General features: G+C 38.9%; 16 protein-coding genes and 2 tRNA genes. 13 read left to right on the forward strand and 5 right to left on the reverse strand.

Annotated features, from left to right (window positions below):
• Positions 1-130: 130 nt before the first annotated feature.
• The 6 genes from ACYQ0E_RS01230 to pgl all read left to right on the forward strand — a co-directional run bounded on the left by ACYQ0E_RS01230 (position 131) and on the right by pgl (position 7863).
• Positions 131-1000: an HAD-IIB family hydrolase gene (locus ACYQ0E_RS01230; protein WP_460186445.1), complete on the forward strand. Its 870-nt coding sequence runs from the start codon at positions 131-133 to the stop codon at positions 998-1000.
• A 46-nt stretch (positions 1001-1046) separates the two neighbouring features.
• Positions 1047-2285, forward strand: coding sequence for a glycosyltransferase family protein (locus ACYQ0E_RS01235; protein WP_460186446.1), 1239 nt, complete (start codon positions 1047-1049; stop codon positions 2283-2285).
• A 65-nt stretch (positions 2286-2350) separates the two neighbouring features.
• A complete protein-coding gene (locus ACYQ0E_RS01240; RefSeq protein ID WP_460186447.1) occupies positions 2351-4108 on the forward strand; it encodes a sugar phosphorylase in 1758 nt (585 codons plus the stop codon).
• A 48-nt stretch (positions 4109-4156) separates the two neighbouring features.
• Positions 4157-5614 (forward strand): decarboxylating NADP(+)-dependent phosphogluconate dehydrogenase, encoded by a 1458-nt coding sequence (gnd, locus tag ACYQ0E_RS01245; RefSeq protein ID WP_460186448.1) that lies wholly within the window; start codon positions 4157-4159, stop codon positions 5612-5614.
• A gap of 2 nt (positions 5615-5616) precedes the next feature.
• A complete protein-coding gene (gene zwf, locus ACYQ0E_RS01250; protein ID WP_460186449.1) occupies positions 5617-7101 on the forward strand; it encodes a glucose-6-phosphate dehydrogenase in 1485 nt (494 codons plus the stop codon).
• Between the two features lie 9 nt (positions 7102-7110).
• Positions 7111-7863: a 6-phosphogluconolactonase gene (gene pgl, locus ACYQ0E_RS01255; protein WP_460186450.1), complete on the forward strand. Its 753-nt coding sequence runs from the start codon at positions 7111-7113 to the stop codon at positions 7861-7863.
• Positions 7864-8310: 447 nt separating this feature from the next.
• Here pgl and ACYQ0E_RS01260 read toward each other — a convergent pair.
• The 3 genes from ACYQ0E_RS01260 to ACYQ0E_RS01270 form a co-directional block, all read right to left on the reverse strand.
• Positions 8311-8394, reverse strand: a tRNA-Leu gene (locus ACYQ0E_RS01260).
• Between the two features lie 38 nt (positions 8395-8432).
• Positions 8433-8508: transfer RNA gene (locus tag ACYQ0E_RS01265), tRNA-Phe, on the reverse strand.
• A 155-nt stretch (positions 8509-8663) separates the two neighbouring features.
• Positions 8664-8876 carry a helix-turn-helix domain-containing protein gene (locus tag ACYQ0E_RS01270; RefSeq protein WP_460186451.1) on the reverse strand — a complete coding sequence of 71 codons (213 nt, stop codon included), beginning with the start codon at positions 8874-8876 and terminating at the stop codon, positions 8664-8666.
• A 133-nt stretch (positions 8877-9009) separates the two neighbouring features.
• On the opposite strand from ACYQ0E_RS01270, the gene ACYQ0E_RS01275 reads away from it, so the two are divergent.
• From ACYQ0E_RS01275 to ACYQ0E_RS01295, 5 genes are all read left to right on the forward strand, one after another.
• Positions 9010-9252, forward strand: coding sequence for a hypothetical protein (locus tag ACYQ0E_RS01275; RefSeq protein ID WP_460186452.1), 243 nt, complete (start codon positions 9010-9012; stop codon positions 9250-9252).
• The gene (locus ACYQ0E_RS01280) at positions 9239-10549 is read left to right on the forward strand and encodes an Arm DNA-binding domain-containing protein (protein WP_460186453.1); all 1311 of its coding nucleotides are present in this window, start codon (positions 9239-9241) and stop codon (positions 10547-10549) included. Before ACYQ0E_RS01275 ends, ACYQ0E_RS01280 begins: the two co-directional genes overlap by 14 nt.
• Positions 10549-10893: a hypothetical protein gene (locus ACYQ0E_RS01285; protein ID WP_460186454.1), complete on the forward strand. Its 345-nt coding sequence runs from the start codon at positions 10549-10551 to the stop codon at positions 10891-10893. The genes ACYQ0E_RS01280 and ACYQ0E_RS01285 overlap by 1 nt, the downstream gene beginning before the upstream one ends.
• Positions 10890-11837, forward strand: a complete 948-nt coding sequence (locus ACYQ0E_RS01290; protein ID WP_460186455.1) for a TraI domain-containing protein — start codon at positions 10890-10892, stop codon at positions 11835-11837. Before ACYQ0E_RS01285 ends, ACYQ0E_RS01290 begins: the two co-directional genes overlap by 4 nt.
• Positions 11838-11981: 144 nt before the next feature.
• On the forward strand, positions 11982-12404 hold the full coding sequence (locus ACYQ0E_RS01295) for a hypothetical protein (RefSeq protein ID WP_460186456.1): 423 nt from the start codon (positions 11982-11984) through the stop codon (positions 12402-12404).
• A gap of 167 nt (positions 12405-12571) precedes the next feature.
• Here the strand turns inward: ACYQ0E_RS01295 and ACYQ0E_RS01300 are convergent, their stop codons facing one another.
• Positions 12572-13321 (reverse strand): class I SAM-dependent methyltransferase, encoded by a 750-nt coding sequence (locus ACYQ0E_RS01300; protein ID WP_460186457.1) that lies wholly within the window; start codon positions 13319-13321, stop codon positions 12572-12574.
• Positions 13322-13329: 8 nt separating this feature from the next.
• Positions 13330-15222, reverse strand: a complete 1893-nt coding sequence (locus ACYQ0E_RS01305) for an ATP-binding protein (protein WP_460186458.1) — start codon at positions 15220-15222, stop codon at positions 13330-13332.
• A gap of 153 nt (positions 15223-15375) precedes the next feature.
• On the opposite strand from ACYQ0E_RS01305, the gene ACYQ0E_RS01310 reads away from it, so the two are divergent.
• Positions 15376-17547, forward strand: coding sequence for a type I secretion system permease/ATPase (locus tag ACYQ0E_RS01310; protein ID WP_460186459.1), 2172 nt, complete (start codon positions 15376-15378; stop codon positions 17545-17547).
• Positions 17547-18974, forward strand: a complete 1428-nt coding sequence (locus ACYQ0E_RS01315) for an HlyD family type I secretion periplasmic adaptor subunit (RefSeq protein ID WP_460186460.1) — start codon at positions 17547-17549, stop codon at positions 18972-18974. The genes ACYQ0E_RS01310 and ACYQ0E_RS01315 overlap by 1 nt, the downstream gene beginning before the upstream one ends.
• Positions 18975-19128: the final 154 nt, after the last annotated feature.

The raw sequence follows: 19128 nt of genomic DNA on the forward strand, positions 1-19128 counted from the left end.
GTTCTATTGGTCTTTTTTTATGAACCTTAAAAAATCATTGGCACAATGATTGCAATAAGACATTTGTAACAGCGTTGGTTACAGCGTAAAGTTTTACGTTTTAAATGGCTTAAAAAGCAAAGGAATAGAGATGAGGAAGTTGTTGTTTACTGATTTAGATGGTTCTTTATTAGATCATCATAATTACGACTACTCTCAAGCGTTACCTGCTTTACAGTCTTTAAATGAACAAAATATACCTTGGATTTTAACCACCAGTAAAACGGCCGAAGAAGTTTTAGATATTAAAAATACGTTAAATAATACCTATCCTTTTATTGTTGAAAATGGTGCAGGTATTTTTTGGCCAAAACAGAGTATGGTTTTTTCAGATGCATTTAAGCGAGAGTGGTTACAGAATATAGAAATAGAAGATTGGCATGGAGAGTATGAGTTTATTAGTTTAAATGCTATTTCAATGTCTAAAATGTTGGAATTAGCACAACGTTTTAGAAAACAATTTAATCTTATTTTTACCTCTTTTTCAGAGATGAGTAATCAACAAGTCGCCGATTGTACGGGGCTAACCATAGAGCAGGCGGCTAAAGCAAAACAGCGTCATTTTTCAGAGCCTTTGCTTTGGCAGGATACCGATGAGCAGTTAAATCAATTTGCTCGTCACCTTAAACCTTTTGGTTTACAAGTCATTAAAGGTGGGCGTTTTGTGCATTTGATGGGATTAAGTAATAAAGGTTTGGCTTTACAGTTTTTGACTGCTTATTATCACCAGGCCTGGAAAGAACCGATTGAAACCATGGCCTTGGGCGATGGTAATAACGATGTTCCGCTTTTAGAAAAAAGTGACTATCCAGTTATTATTCGTTCGCCCGTTAACCCTCCACCTAAGGTGAACCATTCAAAAGTTATTGTTACTAAAGAATATGGGCCACAAGGTTGGAATAATGCCGTTTTGCATTGGTTAAAGCCAATATCAACAAAACCGACAGCTGTATCAACGTAATTAACAAAAAATTTAATGCAATCCCCAAAGATGGGAAGGAGCAAGTATGGACTTTTACCAAAATGGCATAATCACCACCTTACATAATTTAGTGGATAGACCCATAGAGGACATGGAGGCCGACTTACTTAAATACAGTAAAAATCGTCCACTGGGTTTGATTTTGCCTAGTTTATATTCTGAGCTACAAACACCAGCATTAGCCACGATTGTTGAGCAGCTTAAATCGGTGCCTTATCTAGAAGAAATTGTGGTGGGTTTAGATAGAGCGAATGAGGAAGAGTATAGACATGCATTAGAGTATTTTTCAGTGTTACCGCAAGACGTTAAGGTCATTTGGAACGATGGCCCAAGAATGAAAGCGATACATAAAAAGTTGGTTGATGAAGGTATTGCCCCAGAAGCACCAGGTAAAGGCCGAAATGTATGGTACATGATTGGTTATGTGTTGGGTTCAGACCGTGTTGAATCGGTGGCGTTGCACGATTGCGATATTGTGACTTATGACCGTTCATTATTAGCCCGTTTAATTTATCCGGTGGCTAACCCGCAATTTAACTATGCGTTTGCCAAAGGTTTTTATACTCGTATTGCCAATAAGACCATGAATGGGCGTGTTACTCGACTATTGGTTACCCCTTTAATTAGAGCCTTACAAAAAACCGCTGGCGAACAAAACGAAAGAGCCAATGAATATTTAGACCACATTGATTCTTATCGCTACCCTTTGGCGGGAGAGTTTGCATTTAGAACAGGCGTTATTTCAGATTTGCGTATTCCGTCTGACTGGGGCCTAGAAATTGGTGTGCTTTCAGAGATGAAAAGAAACATCAGTTCTAACCGAATTTGCCAAGTGGATATTGCGGATATTTATGACCATAAACATCAAGATTTATCGGCAGAAGATGCACAAAGTGGTTTGTCTAAAATGTCGGTAGATATTGCTAAGGCGTTTTATCGTAAGTTGGCCGCAGAGGGCGTAACCTTTACACAAGAAGGTTTTAGAACCTTAAAAGCCACCTATTACCGAATTGCTTTGGATTTAATTGAATCTTACCGAAATGATGCCATTATGAACGGCTTAACACTGGATGTGCATAAAGAAGAAATTGCGGTTGAGCTGTTTGCCGAAAATATTATAAAAGCGGGGGCGCATTTTTTAGATGCACCAATGGAAACACCATTCATTCCATCATGGAACCGTGTTTCATCGGCGTTTCCAGATATATTGCAAGAAATTACAGAAGCGGTTAAAGCCGATATGGAAGAGTTTAAATCTAAATGACAAAATAGCACGAGTGAATGCACCGTCATAATCTCGTGTAAAGGTTTCTAATAACTGGGGGTTTTATGCCAACAACATTTTCAAGTGAATCAGCCTGTAGCGTATTGGTTGACCGAATTACACCCTTAGTGCAAGCTTTATACCCAAATGAAGATGCCACTGCATTGGCGGTAAAGTTAATAGCCATTACTGGTATTGATGCCGAAAATTGCCAAACACCTTTGTCACATCAATCACATTGGAGTGAGCAAGATATTATGCTCATTACCTATGGTGATTCCGTGCTTGAGGAGGGTGAAAAACCGCTTAAAACTTTAAAAAAGACACTCGATTTTTACCTTAAAGAAAGTGTGTCTATGGTGCATATTTTGCCCTATTACCCATACACTTCTGATGGAGGGTTTGCGGTATCGGATTATGAAATTATTAACCCCGATTTAGGGGATTGGTCTGATGTCACCGAAATTAGCCATGATTATAAAATCATGGCTGACTTAGTGATTAATCACTGTTCAAGTGAACACCCTTGGTTTAAAGCTTTTGAAGCGGGAGATCCCAAATACCAAGACTATTTTGTGCAAGCCAGTCCAACGGATGATCTATCCGCTGTTGTTCGCCCGCGTACCACACCCTTGTTACGAATTACCCACACGCCAGAAGGTGAAAAATACGTTTGGTGTACCTTTAGCCACGATCAAATCGATCTTAACTTTGCTAACCCGGTTGTATTGTTAGAGATTATGAAATTAATTTCGCTATACATTGATAAAGGGGCGAGCATCTTTAGGTTAGATGCCATCGGTTTTTTATGGAAAATTATTGGCACAACCTGTATTCATTTGCCAGAAACACACATGGCTATTCAGCTAATGCGAGCCTTAATTGAATATCGTTTGCCAGATGCGATTATCATTACCGAAACCAATGTGCCCAAGCGTGAAAACTTAACCTATTTTGGTAATGCCAATGAAGCACACATGGTGTATAACTTTTCATTACCGCCGTTATTAATTAACGCCATGATTACCGGTTCAGCCAAGTATTTAAAAAACTGGTTAATGTCTATGCCGCCTGCGCAAATGGGTACAGCGTATTTAAATTTTATTGCCAGTCATGACGGCATTGGTGTTAGACCTGTTGAAGGGATTCTTGATCCAGAAGAACTACAAAATATGATTTATGCCTTACAATCTTTTGGGGCAAAAGTTTCTTGGCGAACTGGGTTAAATGGTGAAAAGCACCCATATGAAATCAATATTGCCCTTATTGATGCCTTTAAAGGTACGGCCGAAGGGGAAGATGATTACCAAGTAGAACGTATGCTATCCGCCCACGCCATTGCCATTGCTTTAGAGGGTATTCCTGCCATTTATATACACTCGTTTTTTGCGACTGAAAACGATTATGAAATGTTAGAACAAACCGAGCATAATCGTGATATAAATCGTCATAAATGGCAAAGCAATGCGTTACGCACCATATTAGAGAATTCAGATAGCGTAAATGCTAAAGTATTAAATGGATTAAATAAGTTAATTGCTTTACGTAAACAGCAGTCGGCCTTTCACCCTAATGCCACGCAATTTACCTTGCATTTACCGGATGAATTGTTTGGTTTTTGGCGTCAAAGCTTAATGCGTCATCAAAGTATTTTTGTCATAAATAATGTCACAAATCAATCACAAACATTAAGCTTGGCACAATTAAACTTAATTGATATGGATAACTGGAAAGAACTTATTAGCGGGCAAATGATCGATGATCTTTACGGTGAATTTACCTTAGAACCTTACCAAACGTTGTGGATAACCAACCGCTGGTAGAGTGTTTACACACAAAATGAGCAAAATAATTACACAGAGGAATAGAGTATGTCAGCTGCAGATATTGGTTTAATTGGCCTTGCCGTTATGGGGCAAAACTTAGTGCTTAACATGGCCGAACATGGCTTTCATGTTTGTGTTTACAACCGTTCGGAGCAAAAGACTAATGAGTTTATTCAAAACCGAGCACAAGGTTTTCCGATTAGTGCCGCATACTCTTTACAAGAAATGGTGGATTCATTAGCCGCACCCCGCAAGATCATGTTAATGGTTAAAGCAGGAGAGGTGGTTGATGCATTTATTGATAAGCTTGTACCGCTATTAGATAAAGGCGACATTATTATTGACGGTGGTAATTCGCTGTATATTGACTCTAATCGCCGAACCAAAGACCTTGCAGATAAAGGCATATTATTCGTTGGTACAGGCGTTTCGGGGGGCGAAGAAGGTGCGCGTTTTGGGCCGTCAATTATGCCTGGTGGTAATAAAAAAGCCTGGGAAAGCGTAAAACCAATTTTTCAAGCTATTGCGGCCAAATCAGGTGATGAAGCGTGTTGTGATTGGGTGGGTGACGATGGTGCTGGGCATTATGTAAAAATGGTGCATAACGGTATTGAATACGGCGACATGCAGTTAATTTCAGAAGCCTATCAACTTATGCGTGAAGGCTTAGGCATGACCGCTGACGAATGCCAGGCTGTTTTTGCAGATTGGAATAAAGGCGTTTTAGATTCATATCTAATCGAAATTACCGCAGAAATCTTAACCTTTAAAGATAAAGACGGTGAACCGTTGGTTGATAAAATTTTAGATGCTGCAGGCCAAAAAGGGACAGGTAAATGGACAGGTATTAGCTCTCTAGAATTAGGTATTCCGGTTACTTTAATTACCGAATCTGTGTATGCGCGTTGTTTATCGGCACTGAAAACAGAGCGTGTACAGGCCTCTAAAATTTACCCAAGAACCGCAGTCGCAAAAACCTATTCAGCAGAAGAAAAACAAGCCATTATTGCCTCAATTCACGATGCACTTTATGCCTCTAAAATTATCTCTTATGCTCAAGGTTATATGTTGATGGCCGAAGCGGCTAAAGCTTATACTTGGGACTTAAACTACGGTGGTATTGCACTTATGTGGCGCGGTGGTTGTATTATTCGTAGCCGTTTTTTAGAAGAAATTAAGCACGCTTATGAAAAAGAACCAGGCCTGGCAAATTTACTGCAAGCCTCTTTCTTTGAAAATGCCATTAAAACCGCTGAAAACCATTGGCGAAAAGCGGTGGTATTTGGCATTGAACAGCAAATTGCTACTCCAACATTAAGCTCGGCGTTAGCGTTTTTTGATGGTTATCGTAGCGAGGTTGTACCAGCAAATCTATTGCAAGCACAGCGTGATTACTTTGGTGCGCATACCTATGAACGTGTTGATGCTCCACGTGGAGAGTTTTTTCATACCGATTGGATTCAATCTGGCGGTAATGTCAGCTCTACGACTTACGAGGTTTAATCATGATTGAACCCTGTACTTATGTGGTGTTTGGAGCAACAGGAAACCTATCGCTAACCAAACTCATGCCCGCTTTTTACCACTTAGAGTGTGTGGGACGTTTGCCTGATGGCATGCGTATTGTGGCAATTGGCCGTCGCGAATGGCAGTTAGAAGATTTACTTTCAGAAATCAAAAATTACATAGAACCCGTTGCGCGTGGTGGTATTGATCACGATGTTTTTAAGGCATTTGCAGAGCGTATGGACTACGTGCAAATGGATATATCAAACAAAGATTGTTATGACACCTTAACAAAGACCTTAGCGCAACCCCAGTTTCCATCACAAATAGCCTTTTATTTATCACTTGGTCCAGATCTGTTTGCCCAGGTAACCCATGAACTAAAAGAGCATGGATTACTTGAAGAATCTAATGGCTGGAAACGGGTCGTTTTAGAGAAACCATTTGGCTACGACGTAGAAAGTGCCAAATCACTACAAAACAAAATTAGCCAAGCATTATCTGAAGAGCAAACCTACCGTATTGACCACTATCTTGGCAAAGGTATGGTACAAAACGTTATGGTGTTTAGGTTTGCCAACGCCCTAATGGAACCATTGTGGAATCGCAATACCATTGATCATATTCAAATTACGCATGCCGAAGATAAATGCGTGGGTTCACGTGCAGGTTATTACGATCACAGTGGTGCTTTGCGTGACATGATACAAAGTCACCTTTTACAGTTGTTGGCATTAGTGGCTATGGAACCACCCGCCTCAATGGATGCCGAATCTTTACGTGATGAAAAAGTTAAATTGTTAAAATCGATTCGCCCAATTACCAAAAAACAAGTGAAAGGCCAAGCTTATCGTGCACAATATGGCAAAGGTATTGTTCATGGCAACCAAGTTAATAGCTATTTAGAAGAGCCAGATGTTGCCAAAGATTCGGTAACAGAAACCTATGCTGCACTTAAACTTTATATTGATAATTGGCGTTGGGAAGGGGTGCCGTTTTATATTCAAACCGGTAAAAATATGAAACAGTCTAAAACCCTGGTTTCTATCTGTTTTAAACATCCACCTAAACAGTTTTTTAGAGATTCTCAAGTTAAAAAAATGGAACCTAACTGGATTGTGTTTGGTATTCAACCGAATGAATCCATAAAAATAGAGATGATAGCGAAACAACCAGGCCTGGAAATTAATACCGAACAGATTAGTTTAGATGCCGCTATGAGCTATGACGAAAATGCCAAAATAGACGCCTATGAAGAGCTTTTGTTAGATGTTATTAAGGGCGATAGATCGTTGTTTTTACGTTTTGATGAAGTCAAAGCCGCCTGGGATGTGGTTGATCCGGTTTTAACCGAATGGGCAAGCCAAACCGACTATATTGATACTTACCCATCAGGCAGTTGGGGGCCAGAAGGTTCTCATAAATTGTTTGACGACACAGAGCAATATTGGCGTACTTATATTAATCCACACTGTAAAGAATAGGGTTTTAATGTGAATGCAGAATTGCCTCAAAATTGGCAACTCTTTGATGATGCTGAATCTTTAGCGCAACACTGTGTACAAGAGATTTTACAGATAGCAGATAAAGCCATTCAACAAAATGGTGCATTTCACTTTATCACCGCGGGCGGCTCTACACCTAACCGCTGTTATCAACTCTTAAGTGAACAGCAAGCCGATTGGCAACACTGGCACATCTATATGGGTGACGAACGCGTTTTACCTTTTAATAATGAAGAACGTAATTCACAAGCTCTGTTGACACACTGGCTAAACAAGCAGCAAATACCCGCCAAAAATATTCATTTTATCAATACCGAAGCGGGTGCCAATAAATCTGCTCAAAGCTACGCCAATTTAATCGCATCTGTCGATTCATTTAATGTGTGTCTTTTAGGTATGGGCGAAGATGGTCACACCGCAAGCCTATTTCCAGGGCACGAAAATAGCGATGCCGTGCAATCCGTTTTTGCCGAAAATTCTGAGAACTCAGTAAACCAAATAATCGAGCAATCCGCTCCCATTATTATAGAAAACGACTCACCCAAACCGCCAAGCCAAAGAGTTAGTCTGAGCTACGCTGCCTTAACCAAATGTGATTTAGTCATTAAACTCATCACCGGCCAAAGCAAACAAAATGCCATACAACAATGGCTAAGTACAAACGACCAGCTACCCATCAAAAAAGTCCAAGGCAAACAAACCAAAGTTTATCTTAGCCAAGACGCCTTGCCAAAAGGGTAGTCATTAATATGAGAGGTCCGTAAGGCCTCTTTGTTTTTTTAATGACAAATACCTAAACCCTTAATCTTTTGCGCATGACTTAATCGCATCCTGTTTTAAAAACGCCAATTACAATCAATGCTTTTAGCCTAAGGTAGAAACTCTTTTCAACGTTTTCTACTTTAAAGAGAGGTCATCGAGGTAATTAGCTCAAAAAGAAACAGTTTAAAAAATCAGAAAAATGGTTTTACCAGGCCTGGTAAAAGTAAAAAGTCATTAAAATTTATCTTTAGATTGGCTATGTAATGAGTGTATAAAGTGTTAAAAGCTAAAAATATGAGATGAATGAATAATCAAGAAGAGCGTGAAGGCATAAAGAGTTCGAGCTGTATTACGGTATAAATAGCGGTATGCTTAAAATTTAGACATAAAAAAAGCCAGGTTAATCAATAACCTAGCTTTTTGAATTGGTGCGGAAGGAGAGACTCGAACTCTCACACCAAAGGCACCAGAACCTAAATCTGGCGTGTCTACCAATTCCACCACTCCCGCGAATAAGATGTTTAATAAATTAAACACCTTATAAAATATGGTGGCCACACCTGGAATCGAACCAGGGACACAGGGATTTTCAATCCCTTGCTCTACCGACTGAGCTATATGGCCAAAATAGAATGGGCGTATTGTATAGAGGGGCTTTGCCAGTGTCAAATTTTATTTGTAGAAATCTTTAAATTTCTTTCCGCGACAAATTTGTGACAAATCTGAGACAGAAAACTTTAGTGATTTGTAATTTTGACATAAGGACGAACTAACCTAAATTAATTGTCATTATTGGACTTATATTCAAATAAATCAGCCACATCACATTCAAAAAAAACACATAGTTTATCAATTACATCAATATCTATTCGAGTCGCGGTTTCTTTATATAACCTTGTTAATGTCCCCCTGTTAATCTCAGTTGCACTAGCAACATCTGAAATTTTGAGTTTCTTTTCTCCCATTATCTTAGATAAATGACACTTAATCATACAAAATAACCTCCTATAGATTAAAAAAACCTTGCACAGATTAGTTTTTATGGTAAATTATGTTCTACAGGAGGTCATTTAAGACAATCTGTAGATTAAAACTATTTACTATAGAACAATAGGAGATTTTAACATGAGTTTAACCTATCTAACCACTGAAGAATTATCTGAGCGTATTAAATATAACGCTAGAACAATTCGTAATGAGCTTAAAGACAGTGTCTTACTAGAGGGACGTCATTACATTCGTCCGTTTGGACAGCGCAAGATTTTGTTTATTTGGGAAAATATTGAAGAAGATATGTATTTGGCTTCAAACAACGCAGCTTTTGCTGTACCAATGGCTAATGGAGGTGCTTTCTATGGGACACATTAGAGCAAGAAAAGATTCGAAAAATTTATATTTTGATTTTCAGTTCCTAAAATTGCGTTGTCGTGAACAAACCCTTTTACCGGATACAAAACCAAACCGTAAAAGGTTAGTCACGGTTATGGAACGTATTGAAGCTGAAATTACGCTCGGTACGTTTGAATACGAAAAGTATTTTCCAAGAAGTCCAATGGTGGAAAAAATTCATAAGCTTCAAGCGGAAATGAAACCGGGTTACACAAAAACACCTTTGTTTAAAGCGTTTGCACAAGAATGGTATTCAGAAATGGAACCAACATGGAGAACTTCGACCGCTCAAACCTATCTTAGGTATTTGGAGAATCGGCTTATTCCATATTTTGGAGAAATGGAAGTCAGCCAAATCACCAAAGCAGATATTTTAAAATACCGTTCTAACGTCGCCAAACAATCGGACGGTAAATTAAAGCCAAAGACCATTAATAAGTTTATTAAGTGTCTCAATATGATTATGAATGAAGCAGCTGACCGATACAATTTTACGCCACCTCATTTAAATATCAAGCCTCTTAAAGAAGAGAAAGTACATATTCAGCCGCTCTCTATTCAAGAAGTGAACTTGATATTGGCCAACGTCCGGCCTGATTGGCGTGATTATTTGCTTGTGAGATTCTTTACGGGGATGCGCACTGGTGAGATTGATGGTCTTAAATGGGAAAACGTGGATTTTGAACGACGTGAGATTCTCGTGCGAGAAACCTTCTCAATGGGGCGTTGGGAATACACTAAAAACGACGGTTCTCAACGCGAGATTGAGATGTCGACATTGGTTTATAACACTCTACTAGAGCGTTATAAACATCGTGATACTTCTTGTGAGGTGGTGTTTCACGCAAATAACGGCTCACCCGTGCATACACCGAACTTTTTAAGACGAGTTTGGACGCCCTTGCTAGCTTATCTCAAGATTAAATACCGTAAGCCGTATCAAACCCGTCACACGGCCGCCACGATTTGGTTGGCGGCTGGAGAAAACCCTAACTGGATTGCTAAACAGATGGGGCATTCGACTACAGTAATGTTATTCACAGTGTATGCCCGTTACGTGCCTAACTTAACACGTAAAGACGGTTCAGCGATGGAAAGACTGTTAGCTTCTAATATCGATGGTTTTCATGAACCAACAACGCCTGCTGAAAATCAGACTGATGAAGGGTTCAGTGTATCTGTGAACCAATCGCAACAAGATGAAACGCAAGAATTGGCTTTTTGGGATCAATTCTTAACACCCAATAACACTTCTTCAATGGGAGGACATCATTAATGCAACTACATCTAAAAGACTATCAATCAACATTACCTTTAAATACTTCGCCTTTTTTAAAAAGACAGCATCCATCGATGTCTGCAATCTTAGAAAAGCCGATTGAGGTTGAAGATCCAAGAGTTATAAATCGTTTAGTGAATAATCTTATGTATTTATTCAATATACAAGATGGTGATTACTTAACTTTCGTATTAGGACAGGGTCAATGCACTAACAACAGAGATGCCATCAAGTATTGGGTGTTAGAAGCCTTGGCAGACAACCCTATCAGTCAAGACGATGTGCTTGAGCATCTTGTCAGTCAACTCAAACAACAAATGATGATGGAGGTCTATCAATGAATCCGATTATGCTTTACAGCCAACAAAAACGCTTACAAGTCGGCAATGGTAAACAGCTTATTGGCTATGCTGGCATATTTGGACAAGATTTAGGTTGTACCGATTACGGTTGGTGTCAGGTTAGTTTAGTAGATCAGCATCACCTTACTCACTACATACAGGTCGATAGCCAAGACTACATTGACATCAACGAGCGATATGAAAGCCTAAAGCTTCAAAATAATGAATCCCTCTACCTCTGGTTAGAGCAAGCTACGGATGGTTCTGTACTCAACTGGCGATTATTCAAAAGCACCTTAACGCTTGAACAGATTTTTCCAATCTACCAGTCCTGTTATGACTTTGACTCGTTCTGTCAGCTCTTTGAGTTGGTAGAGAGTTTAAAAGTCATTCCTCTGAGAATGTTTGCAAGAGAAATATTGATGGATAAATCACTAATGATGGCTTTTGTGAGTATACCTGCCAGTAAACGTCATCATCACAGTTTTCCAGGAGGTTTACTGATGCATTCGTTAGAGTGTGCCTTGATGACCCAGCAAACGGTGGAGTCACTTATTGATGTTTCAAGGAAGGAAAAAGAAGTTGCCGTTATTGCGGCACTGTTGCATGACGTGGGGAAAGTTAAAACAATTGGGCCAACTCAACACACCTCAACAGGACGGCTGATTGACCATGAGCAATTCACACTCATGCTACTTGCCGAGCCTCTCAATATTTTGCAAGAATATTGGAAAGAAGGAGCTGAGACGTTGCAATACCTATTAACTTGGACAGAAAAACAAGGCGCCTGTCGTTTTGTGTCAGGCAATGCCATTAAGATGTCAGATAGGCTCAGTACTTCTGCATCCCTAAGAAGCATGGCATTTAAAGACAAACCAGAATATTTTCACTTTGCTGAACTCAATATTGGGGCCAACAAACATTACCTTAATCGTTTGAATTAATGCACCCTTTTATTTTCAAATATGGGTGGCACGTGATGTATAGCATGCAAAAGAATATGCTATTATTTTTCAAAAAATTAAATATATTGAACTTATATTCGTGTCCCCCTCAATTATCCACACTTAACTAATGGAAGACTTAATATGAAAACTTTAGAAACAATGGTTAAAGGCACCAAAGTGGGGTTTTATGCAGGGTTTCTTTATGGAATCATCCTTGTTATCGCATCCGCAATTGTCTTTATAGTACAGATAGATAAATCAATTCAACAAGAACATCTAATTACGCAAAAAGTTGCCTCAAAGTATAGTGTTTCTGAAGAGTCTGCTAAAAACTTAGTTTGTTTTCAAGGAATACTGCACTATAGAAATAAAGGTGCCCTTTCAGGTTTTCTCGCCTTTTCTCCTAATATTTCTTGTTCAGAGACAGAGCTCAATTCATTAAAAGAGAATCCAGCTGATGATATAGCAACTATCGCATTTGTATTCTTGCTACTCGGCCTATTAATGATAGTAATTTCATATATTGAGCTTGCTAAAAAGGATGAGGGTCAGGCAGCCCAATAAGGCTGATATCGGGTAATAAAAATATTTTAAGCACGTCGAACAACTCATTCAGATAAAGAAGAGACAAATGTATCTCCTGAACGAACTGGCTTTAAACCTATTTTATTGAAAAAACGGTAATTTATAAATTATTCTGCAAGTAAACGCACTTGTAACTCATAAGTAATTTATTTGGCGATTGAAGTAATCGTTGTCAGCGACCAGTTCATCTTTATCCTTCCATCAGAAAATATTAAGCCTAATGTACGTTCTATCGCATCAATGATTTGAGTGTTATCAATGTTGTCTAGATCAAAAAGTAATCTACAAAAATCGGCTACTTGTTCTTCATTATCGAATTCCCAATGAAAATCAATGTTTTCTTTTGAAATAATTGACCAACCCGTACTTTCCAGTTCTTTAATCGTAATGTGCTTTAAATAAAGCCCATTGTGTCCAGTGCTATTGTAAGTACCCACAAAATTATCCAAAAAGTCCGCTGTTTTAGAGCCTTCTGCAACATCGGATAAAATAAAAGTGCCACCAGGTTTGGTAATTCGATGAACTTCTTTAAATAGTCGTTCTTTGTCACTTAAATGATGAACACCCGCCAGGCTAAATGTGCAGTCAACGCTTTCGTCTTTCCAAGGCAATGGCAATAAAGATTGAAGGCTTGAGCATGCTGTTGAGTGGTTATCAAAGTTTGTACAAGGCTCGTGTCCTTGATAGATGACTGAGTCAGGCAGATATTTTTTTAAGTAGCCACCACCAGATGGAATATCGGCAACCGTGCAATTGGGTGTTAGATTTGCTCTAGAAACTAGCTGTTCAAACTCTTGCTTACGAGCATCTGGAAACAATGTCATTGCTTGATGATATGAGTTACCTCGTTGTTCAAATATGTCTTCGTAATCCAACAAGTCTTTAATTATTGTCATGGACACACTCATGAAGACAGTGCTTGTTTGATGGTGTGGATTAAATTACTAGGCTCAACCTTCTGTTTTGGAATTGATATCTCATCGTTTATGTCTGGCAAAGTACTTGTATAGATAAGCTCTCCGTTGCATGCAGGTATTAATACATTTAACAGTTCTGAAAAATATGCCTCATTTTTATCACTGTATTCAGTTGTAGAAATAACGCATAAGTCATAAGAAGGAAAAGGGCTTCCAGTTTTTAGTAATTCTTTAGAGTGGCCCGAGTAAATAATCATGTCGATTTCTGAATTTAAAAGTAAGCTTTGCCCAGCAATAAAACAGCTTACACCAGATTGGGTGATTTGATTTTTGTTGTGATACACACATAAACCATCAAAGTGACCAATATTAAGACCTTCATCAATATAAGCATCAGTCAAATCATGAGAGAGTTGTGGGTCATTTCCTAAGATTAAAATAATCGGTATGCGTCCGTTTGACTTAACTAAAGTCTGTAAAATTTGCGGGTAAAGTTGCGCGGTGGTGGTTTGTCCAATATTGGGTTGGGCGTTTACTTCACAGATCATAGCTCCTGTGTCTAGCCATGATTTCTTGATGTCTGGAATCATAAGATCAACCCCGGCTAAATCCAATCTTAAAACCCCAGCTGCACGCTCAGCAAGCCTTTTATTATCTTCATGCATCTCTTTAAATACAACCTTGGGCGTACCTCCGCTGGCTATGTTGGCGGTACTTCTTAGGCGTATAAATTGATTGTTTTTAGGTATAAATCGGGTATCAAGTCTCTGTTTATGAAGTTGTTTAATGGCCTCGTCATCCAAGTACACAGGATAAAGAGGGGGGTTACCGTCATTACCTCTGTTAGGGTTTTGGTTTTGTATGTCTATTAACTCTTTTATATTGTGCTGACCATCGCCTATAACACCACCAGGAATGCGTTCAACCGCCCATACGCTTTTGCCGTTTAAAACGGTAATCCGATAATCTCTTCCTTGGTAGTGTTTTTCGATCAGTATTTGTTGCGAGTACTCGCTTGCTTTTTTATAGGCAACTATCAGCTCTTTAGTGTTATTGATGTTGGTTGTAATTCCAATTCCACCATCTAAGTCAGCTGGTTTTATAACTAATGGAAATCCAATCCTTTTAGCCGCTATAAGTGCTTGTTGTTCATTAAAAACAGGTTTATTAATCGCAACAGGCAGTCCACTTCTTTTTAAAAGGCTGGATGTAATGTATTTGTTTTTAGAAAGTTTAGAAGAGATAACGGGCGTTTTACTGGTAAAAGAACCATCTAACCAGATGGATTGTTTGCCATAACCAATTTGGATTGCTTGGTATTCCATTTCTATAAATGGAAATTTTAGCTCAAATGCCGCTTCAATAAACTTTCCGCGATTAGAGCCTTTTAATGCATTTCTCTGTAGCTTGTCGGTAACCTCTTTAAGAGAGGGAGAGATATTTAAGTCGGAATCTTTATTTGAGTAGTGTGAAAATACCTTAACCAGCCAGTTTATTAGGTCAATAATGACGTTAAAGTTCCGTTGCCAAGAAGGTACAGTAATCACCGCTTTGTGCTCGGTTATGTTACTGAATTTAGAGGATTGATATATTCCTAGGTTAGCGGTTTGTTGAAGTGTATTCAGGCACGTTAATAAAAGCTCAATCGTGCTTGACCAAAAACCATCTTGAGCCTGATTAAGGTATAAAGATAAATTGTTTTTTGAGTCTAATTCTATCCCTTGTATGCTAAACCAGTTTATTAACTGTGCTCTTTGTTTCGGGTTAAGCTCAGACCCTGTTAAGGTAAACTCAATCGAAGAATACTGGTAGCCATGCATATAACCCTGAAAAGTTTTGAGTGGTAATAATAATTTCCAAGATTGATTTTTACGCTGCAAAATTCGGTTTCCTGTGGTGTAAATTGTTCAAATTAAGGTTAGATATTAGAACTTACTTAAGTAAAAAAACGCATGCTTCTATTTACTTATCCTGGTGCTTTGTTTATTATGCCTAATAATATTATATAACATAATAAATTACTTGGACTTTTTGTGGATTCTGGAATCGGTTGCGTACAATTAATTTCGCGTTTTTATGGCGTAGCCGCTGATGCAAAACAGTTGCAACGGCAGTATGTAAAGCCGACTGAAAAAGCATCTGCAATGGATGTGGTGCGAATGATTAAGTCACTCGCCTTAAAATCACGGCTAGTTAAAAGTACATCAGATAAAATTTTAAAATCGCCTCTTCCTGCTATCGCTCAAGACAATCAAGGTGTTTTTTTTATTATGGCGAAAGCCAAGCCAGATGCAGATGGACACTTTGAAAGTGTACTCATTCAATATCCAGGTCAAGAGCCGACTGTCGCAGATAAAGAATGGTTAGAACAAAACTGGAACCATGAATTAATTCTCACCACAAAGCGAGCATCCATTTTAAGTAGTGAAGAAGCTTTTGGTTTTAAATGGTTTATTCCTGCACTGCTTAAATACAAAAAACTTATCTATGAGGTTTTAATCGCCTCGGCCTTTATTCAGCTCTTTATTTTGCTTACCCCAATCTTTTTCCAAGTGGTTATGGATAAAGTGCTTGTTCATAAAGGATTTACTACGCTAGATGTTTTAGCAATGGGGTTATTGGCCATTGCTTTATTTGAGGTGGTATTGAGTGGATTAAGAAGTTATATGTTAACGCACACTACTAGCCGAGTAGATGTGGAATTAGGTGCAAAACTATACAATCATTTACTTGCCTTACCCCTTTCTTATTTTCAGAGTCGACGAGTCGGGGATAGCGTGGCTCGTGTTAGAGAGTTAGATAGTATTCGCGAGTTTATTACGGGGTCCGCTTTAACTCTCAGTATTGATTTAGTCTTTACTTTAATTATTATTGGCGTGCTATTTTTATACAGTCCTTTTTTAGCCACTATTGTTGTAGCGGCCATTCCTTTTTATATTTTATTGGCGATTTTTGTTACTCCTATATTAAGAACACGCCTGAATGAAAAGTTTGCACACGGAGCAAACAGACAATCGTTTTTAGTAGAGTCGGTCTCGGGTGTAGAAACCATCAAATCTCTAGCCGTAGAATCAGATGCTCAACGTCGTTGGGAAGATACTTCATCTGCTTTTGTAAAATCGTCTTTTAAAGCCAATAACCTCAATAATATTGCTAACTCTTCAGCGGAATTCATCAGTAAAGTGATGATGTTGGGTATTTTGTACTTTGGGGCACATGCCGTTATTGATGGTAGCTTAACCGTGGGCCAATTTATTGCCTTTAATATGCTAGCAGGTCGTGTAAGCGGGCCTATTCTCAAAATAGTGCAACTTTGGCAAGACTTCCAACAAGCTGGTATCTCCGTAAAACGATTGGCCGACATTCTTAATATCCCAACTGAACCAAAATACAATCCTGGCAGAACTTCCTTACCCAAATTACAAGGGCAGGTAAAGTTTGATCAAGTCGCCTTTCGCTATAAAGCAGACGGTAAAGAAATTATAAAAGGCTTTAACCTTGATATTCAACCAGGCCAAGTCATCGGTATTGTGGGTAAGTCGGGTTCAGGCAAAAGTACCTTAACAAAACTACTGCAACGTCTTTATACCCCAACGCAAGGTCGAGTGTTAATTGACGGTATTGACTTAAATATGATTGATACCGGTTGGTTAAGACAACAGATAGGTGTGGTGTTGCAAGAAAACTTTCTCTTTAATCGTAGTGTTAGAGAGAACATTGCCATTACCGATCCAGGCGTGCCAGTCGATAACGTTATTCAAGCTGCAAAATTAGCGGGTGCACATGAGTTTATATTAGAACTTGAAGAAGGTTATGACACCGTGATTGAAGAGCAAGGTGCCAACCTATCCGGTGGGCAACGTCAACGCCTCGCCATTGCTCGTGCTTTAATTAATCGCCCAAAAGTTCTGATTTTTGATGAGGCCACATCGGCCTTAGATTATGAATCTGAAACTATTATTCAAGATAATATGCGCGATATTTGTAAAGGCAGAACCGTCTTTATCATTGCTCACCGTTTAACCACCGTGAGAGATGCAGATCGAATTATCGTTATGGAAAACGGTCAACTCATCGAACAGGGTAATCATGATGGCTTGTTAAAACAGAATGGTTACTACGCCAAGCTTTGGCAGCATCAAAATAGAAAGCCTATTTCTATCAGGCCTGTTGATGCTCAAAGAACCTCCGAAGGAGGTGTGTAATGAATGAGCAACCTCAGATTGATTCACAGGGTGTTAATCAACTAAAAGACGATAAACTGAATAAGACAAGCAAAGCCAGTAAAGCTAAAAAAGTCGTTCAGCTGTTTAGGCCTAAAGACTTTAGGGATGAGCATGAGTTTTTACCTGCGGCACTTGAAATCCAACGTACACCACCTTCACCACTCGGTCGTATTATTATTTGGGTCATTATCTTGTTTTTTGTATTGGCCTTTATTTGGGCGTGGTTCGGCAAAATAGACATTGTCGCCACTGCTACAGGTCAAATTGTGCCAACGGGCAAAAGCAAAGTTATTCAAGCTTTAGAGCCAGCTAAAGTGACTGAAATTCTAGTCAATAACGGCGATAAAGTCTCAAAAGGTGATGTGTTAATCAAGCTTGACAGTACCTCCGTTCAAGCCGAAGTCACTCAATTAAAAAAACAAATCAATGAACTGCAAGCCGATCTTCTTCGTACCAAACATGTTCTACAACTGATTGAACAACCTCTCAATAGCATGATGGTATTACCTAAAGATCTCAATCTCTCACATCAACTGCTTTTACAGCAAGAGGTTATGCAGTATCGCCAACAGTTAGAAGAGATCAAAGACCAACAAGCTCGTTTTAAGGCAGATCTTAAATCCGCCAAAGCTTCACAAACCAAACTCTCAAAAGTGCTACCCATTACCAAAAAGCGTATGCAATCGAGTCATAAGCTACTTGACAGAAGTCTTATCTCAGAAGATCAGTTTCTACAAATCAAACAAAACTTCATTGAGCAAACTCAAGATCTAAAAATTGAATCTTTAAGAATTGAAAGTATTCAAGCACAGCTCAAACAAATGCAATCGCAACAAGCCACCTTACGTAGCCACACCAAACAAACCTTAATGCAACGATTGTTAGATACCCAACGCCAAAAAGACCTTGCCGAGCAAGATTACATTAAAGCCCAACAACGCCTTAAACAATATGTTATTCAATCTCCTATTAATGGCACCGTACAACAACTCGCCATGAACACCGTGGGTGGAGTCGTCACCTCTGCACAAGAGCTTATGGTGATTGTGCCAAAAAATCAAAAGCTAGAAGTAGAAGCCATGTTGTTAAACAAAGACATTGGTTTTGTGCATGAAGGCCAAAATGCCGAAGTCAAAATCGATACCTTTAACTTCACCAAATACGGGGTGATTGATGCCAAAATCAGCAATATCTCGCGGGATGCGGTTGAAAATAAAGATTTAGGGCTTGTATACGCAATGCGTTTAAAAATAGAAAAAAACAATGTGTATGTGGATAACAAGCTTGTTGATCTTTCACCAGGCATGCAAGTGACTGCGGAGATTAAAACGGGACAGAGACGTATTATTGAATATTTGCTAACGCCTTTACTGCGTTATCAAAATGAAAGTATTAGAGAGAGGTAAATATGATAAATGGACCGAAAAAGCATAAATCAGTCGAGTCTGACCCCATCGATATGTTGATCTTTCACTAGGCATGCAAGTGACTGCGGAGATTAAAACGGGACAGAGACGTATTATTGAATACTTGCTAACACCATTGTTGCGTTATCAAAAT

This window comes from Thiomicrorhabdus hydrogeniphila, assembly GCF_054656895.1.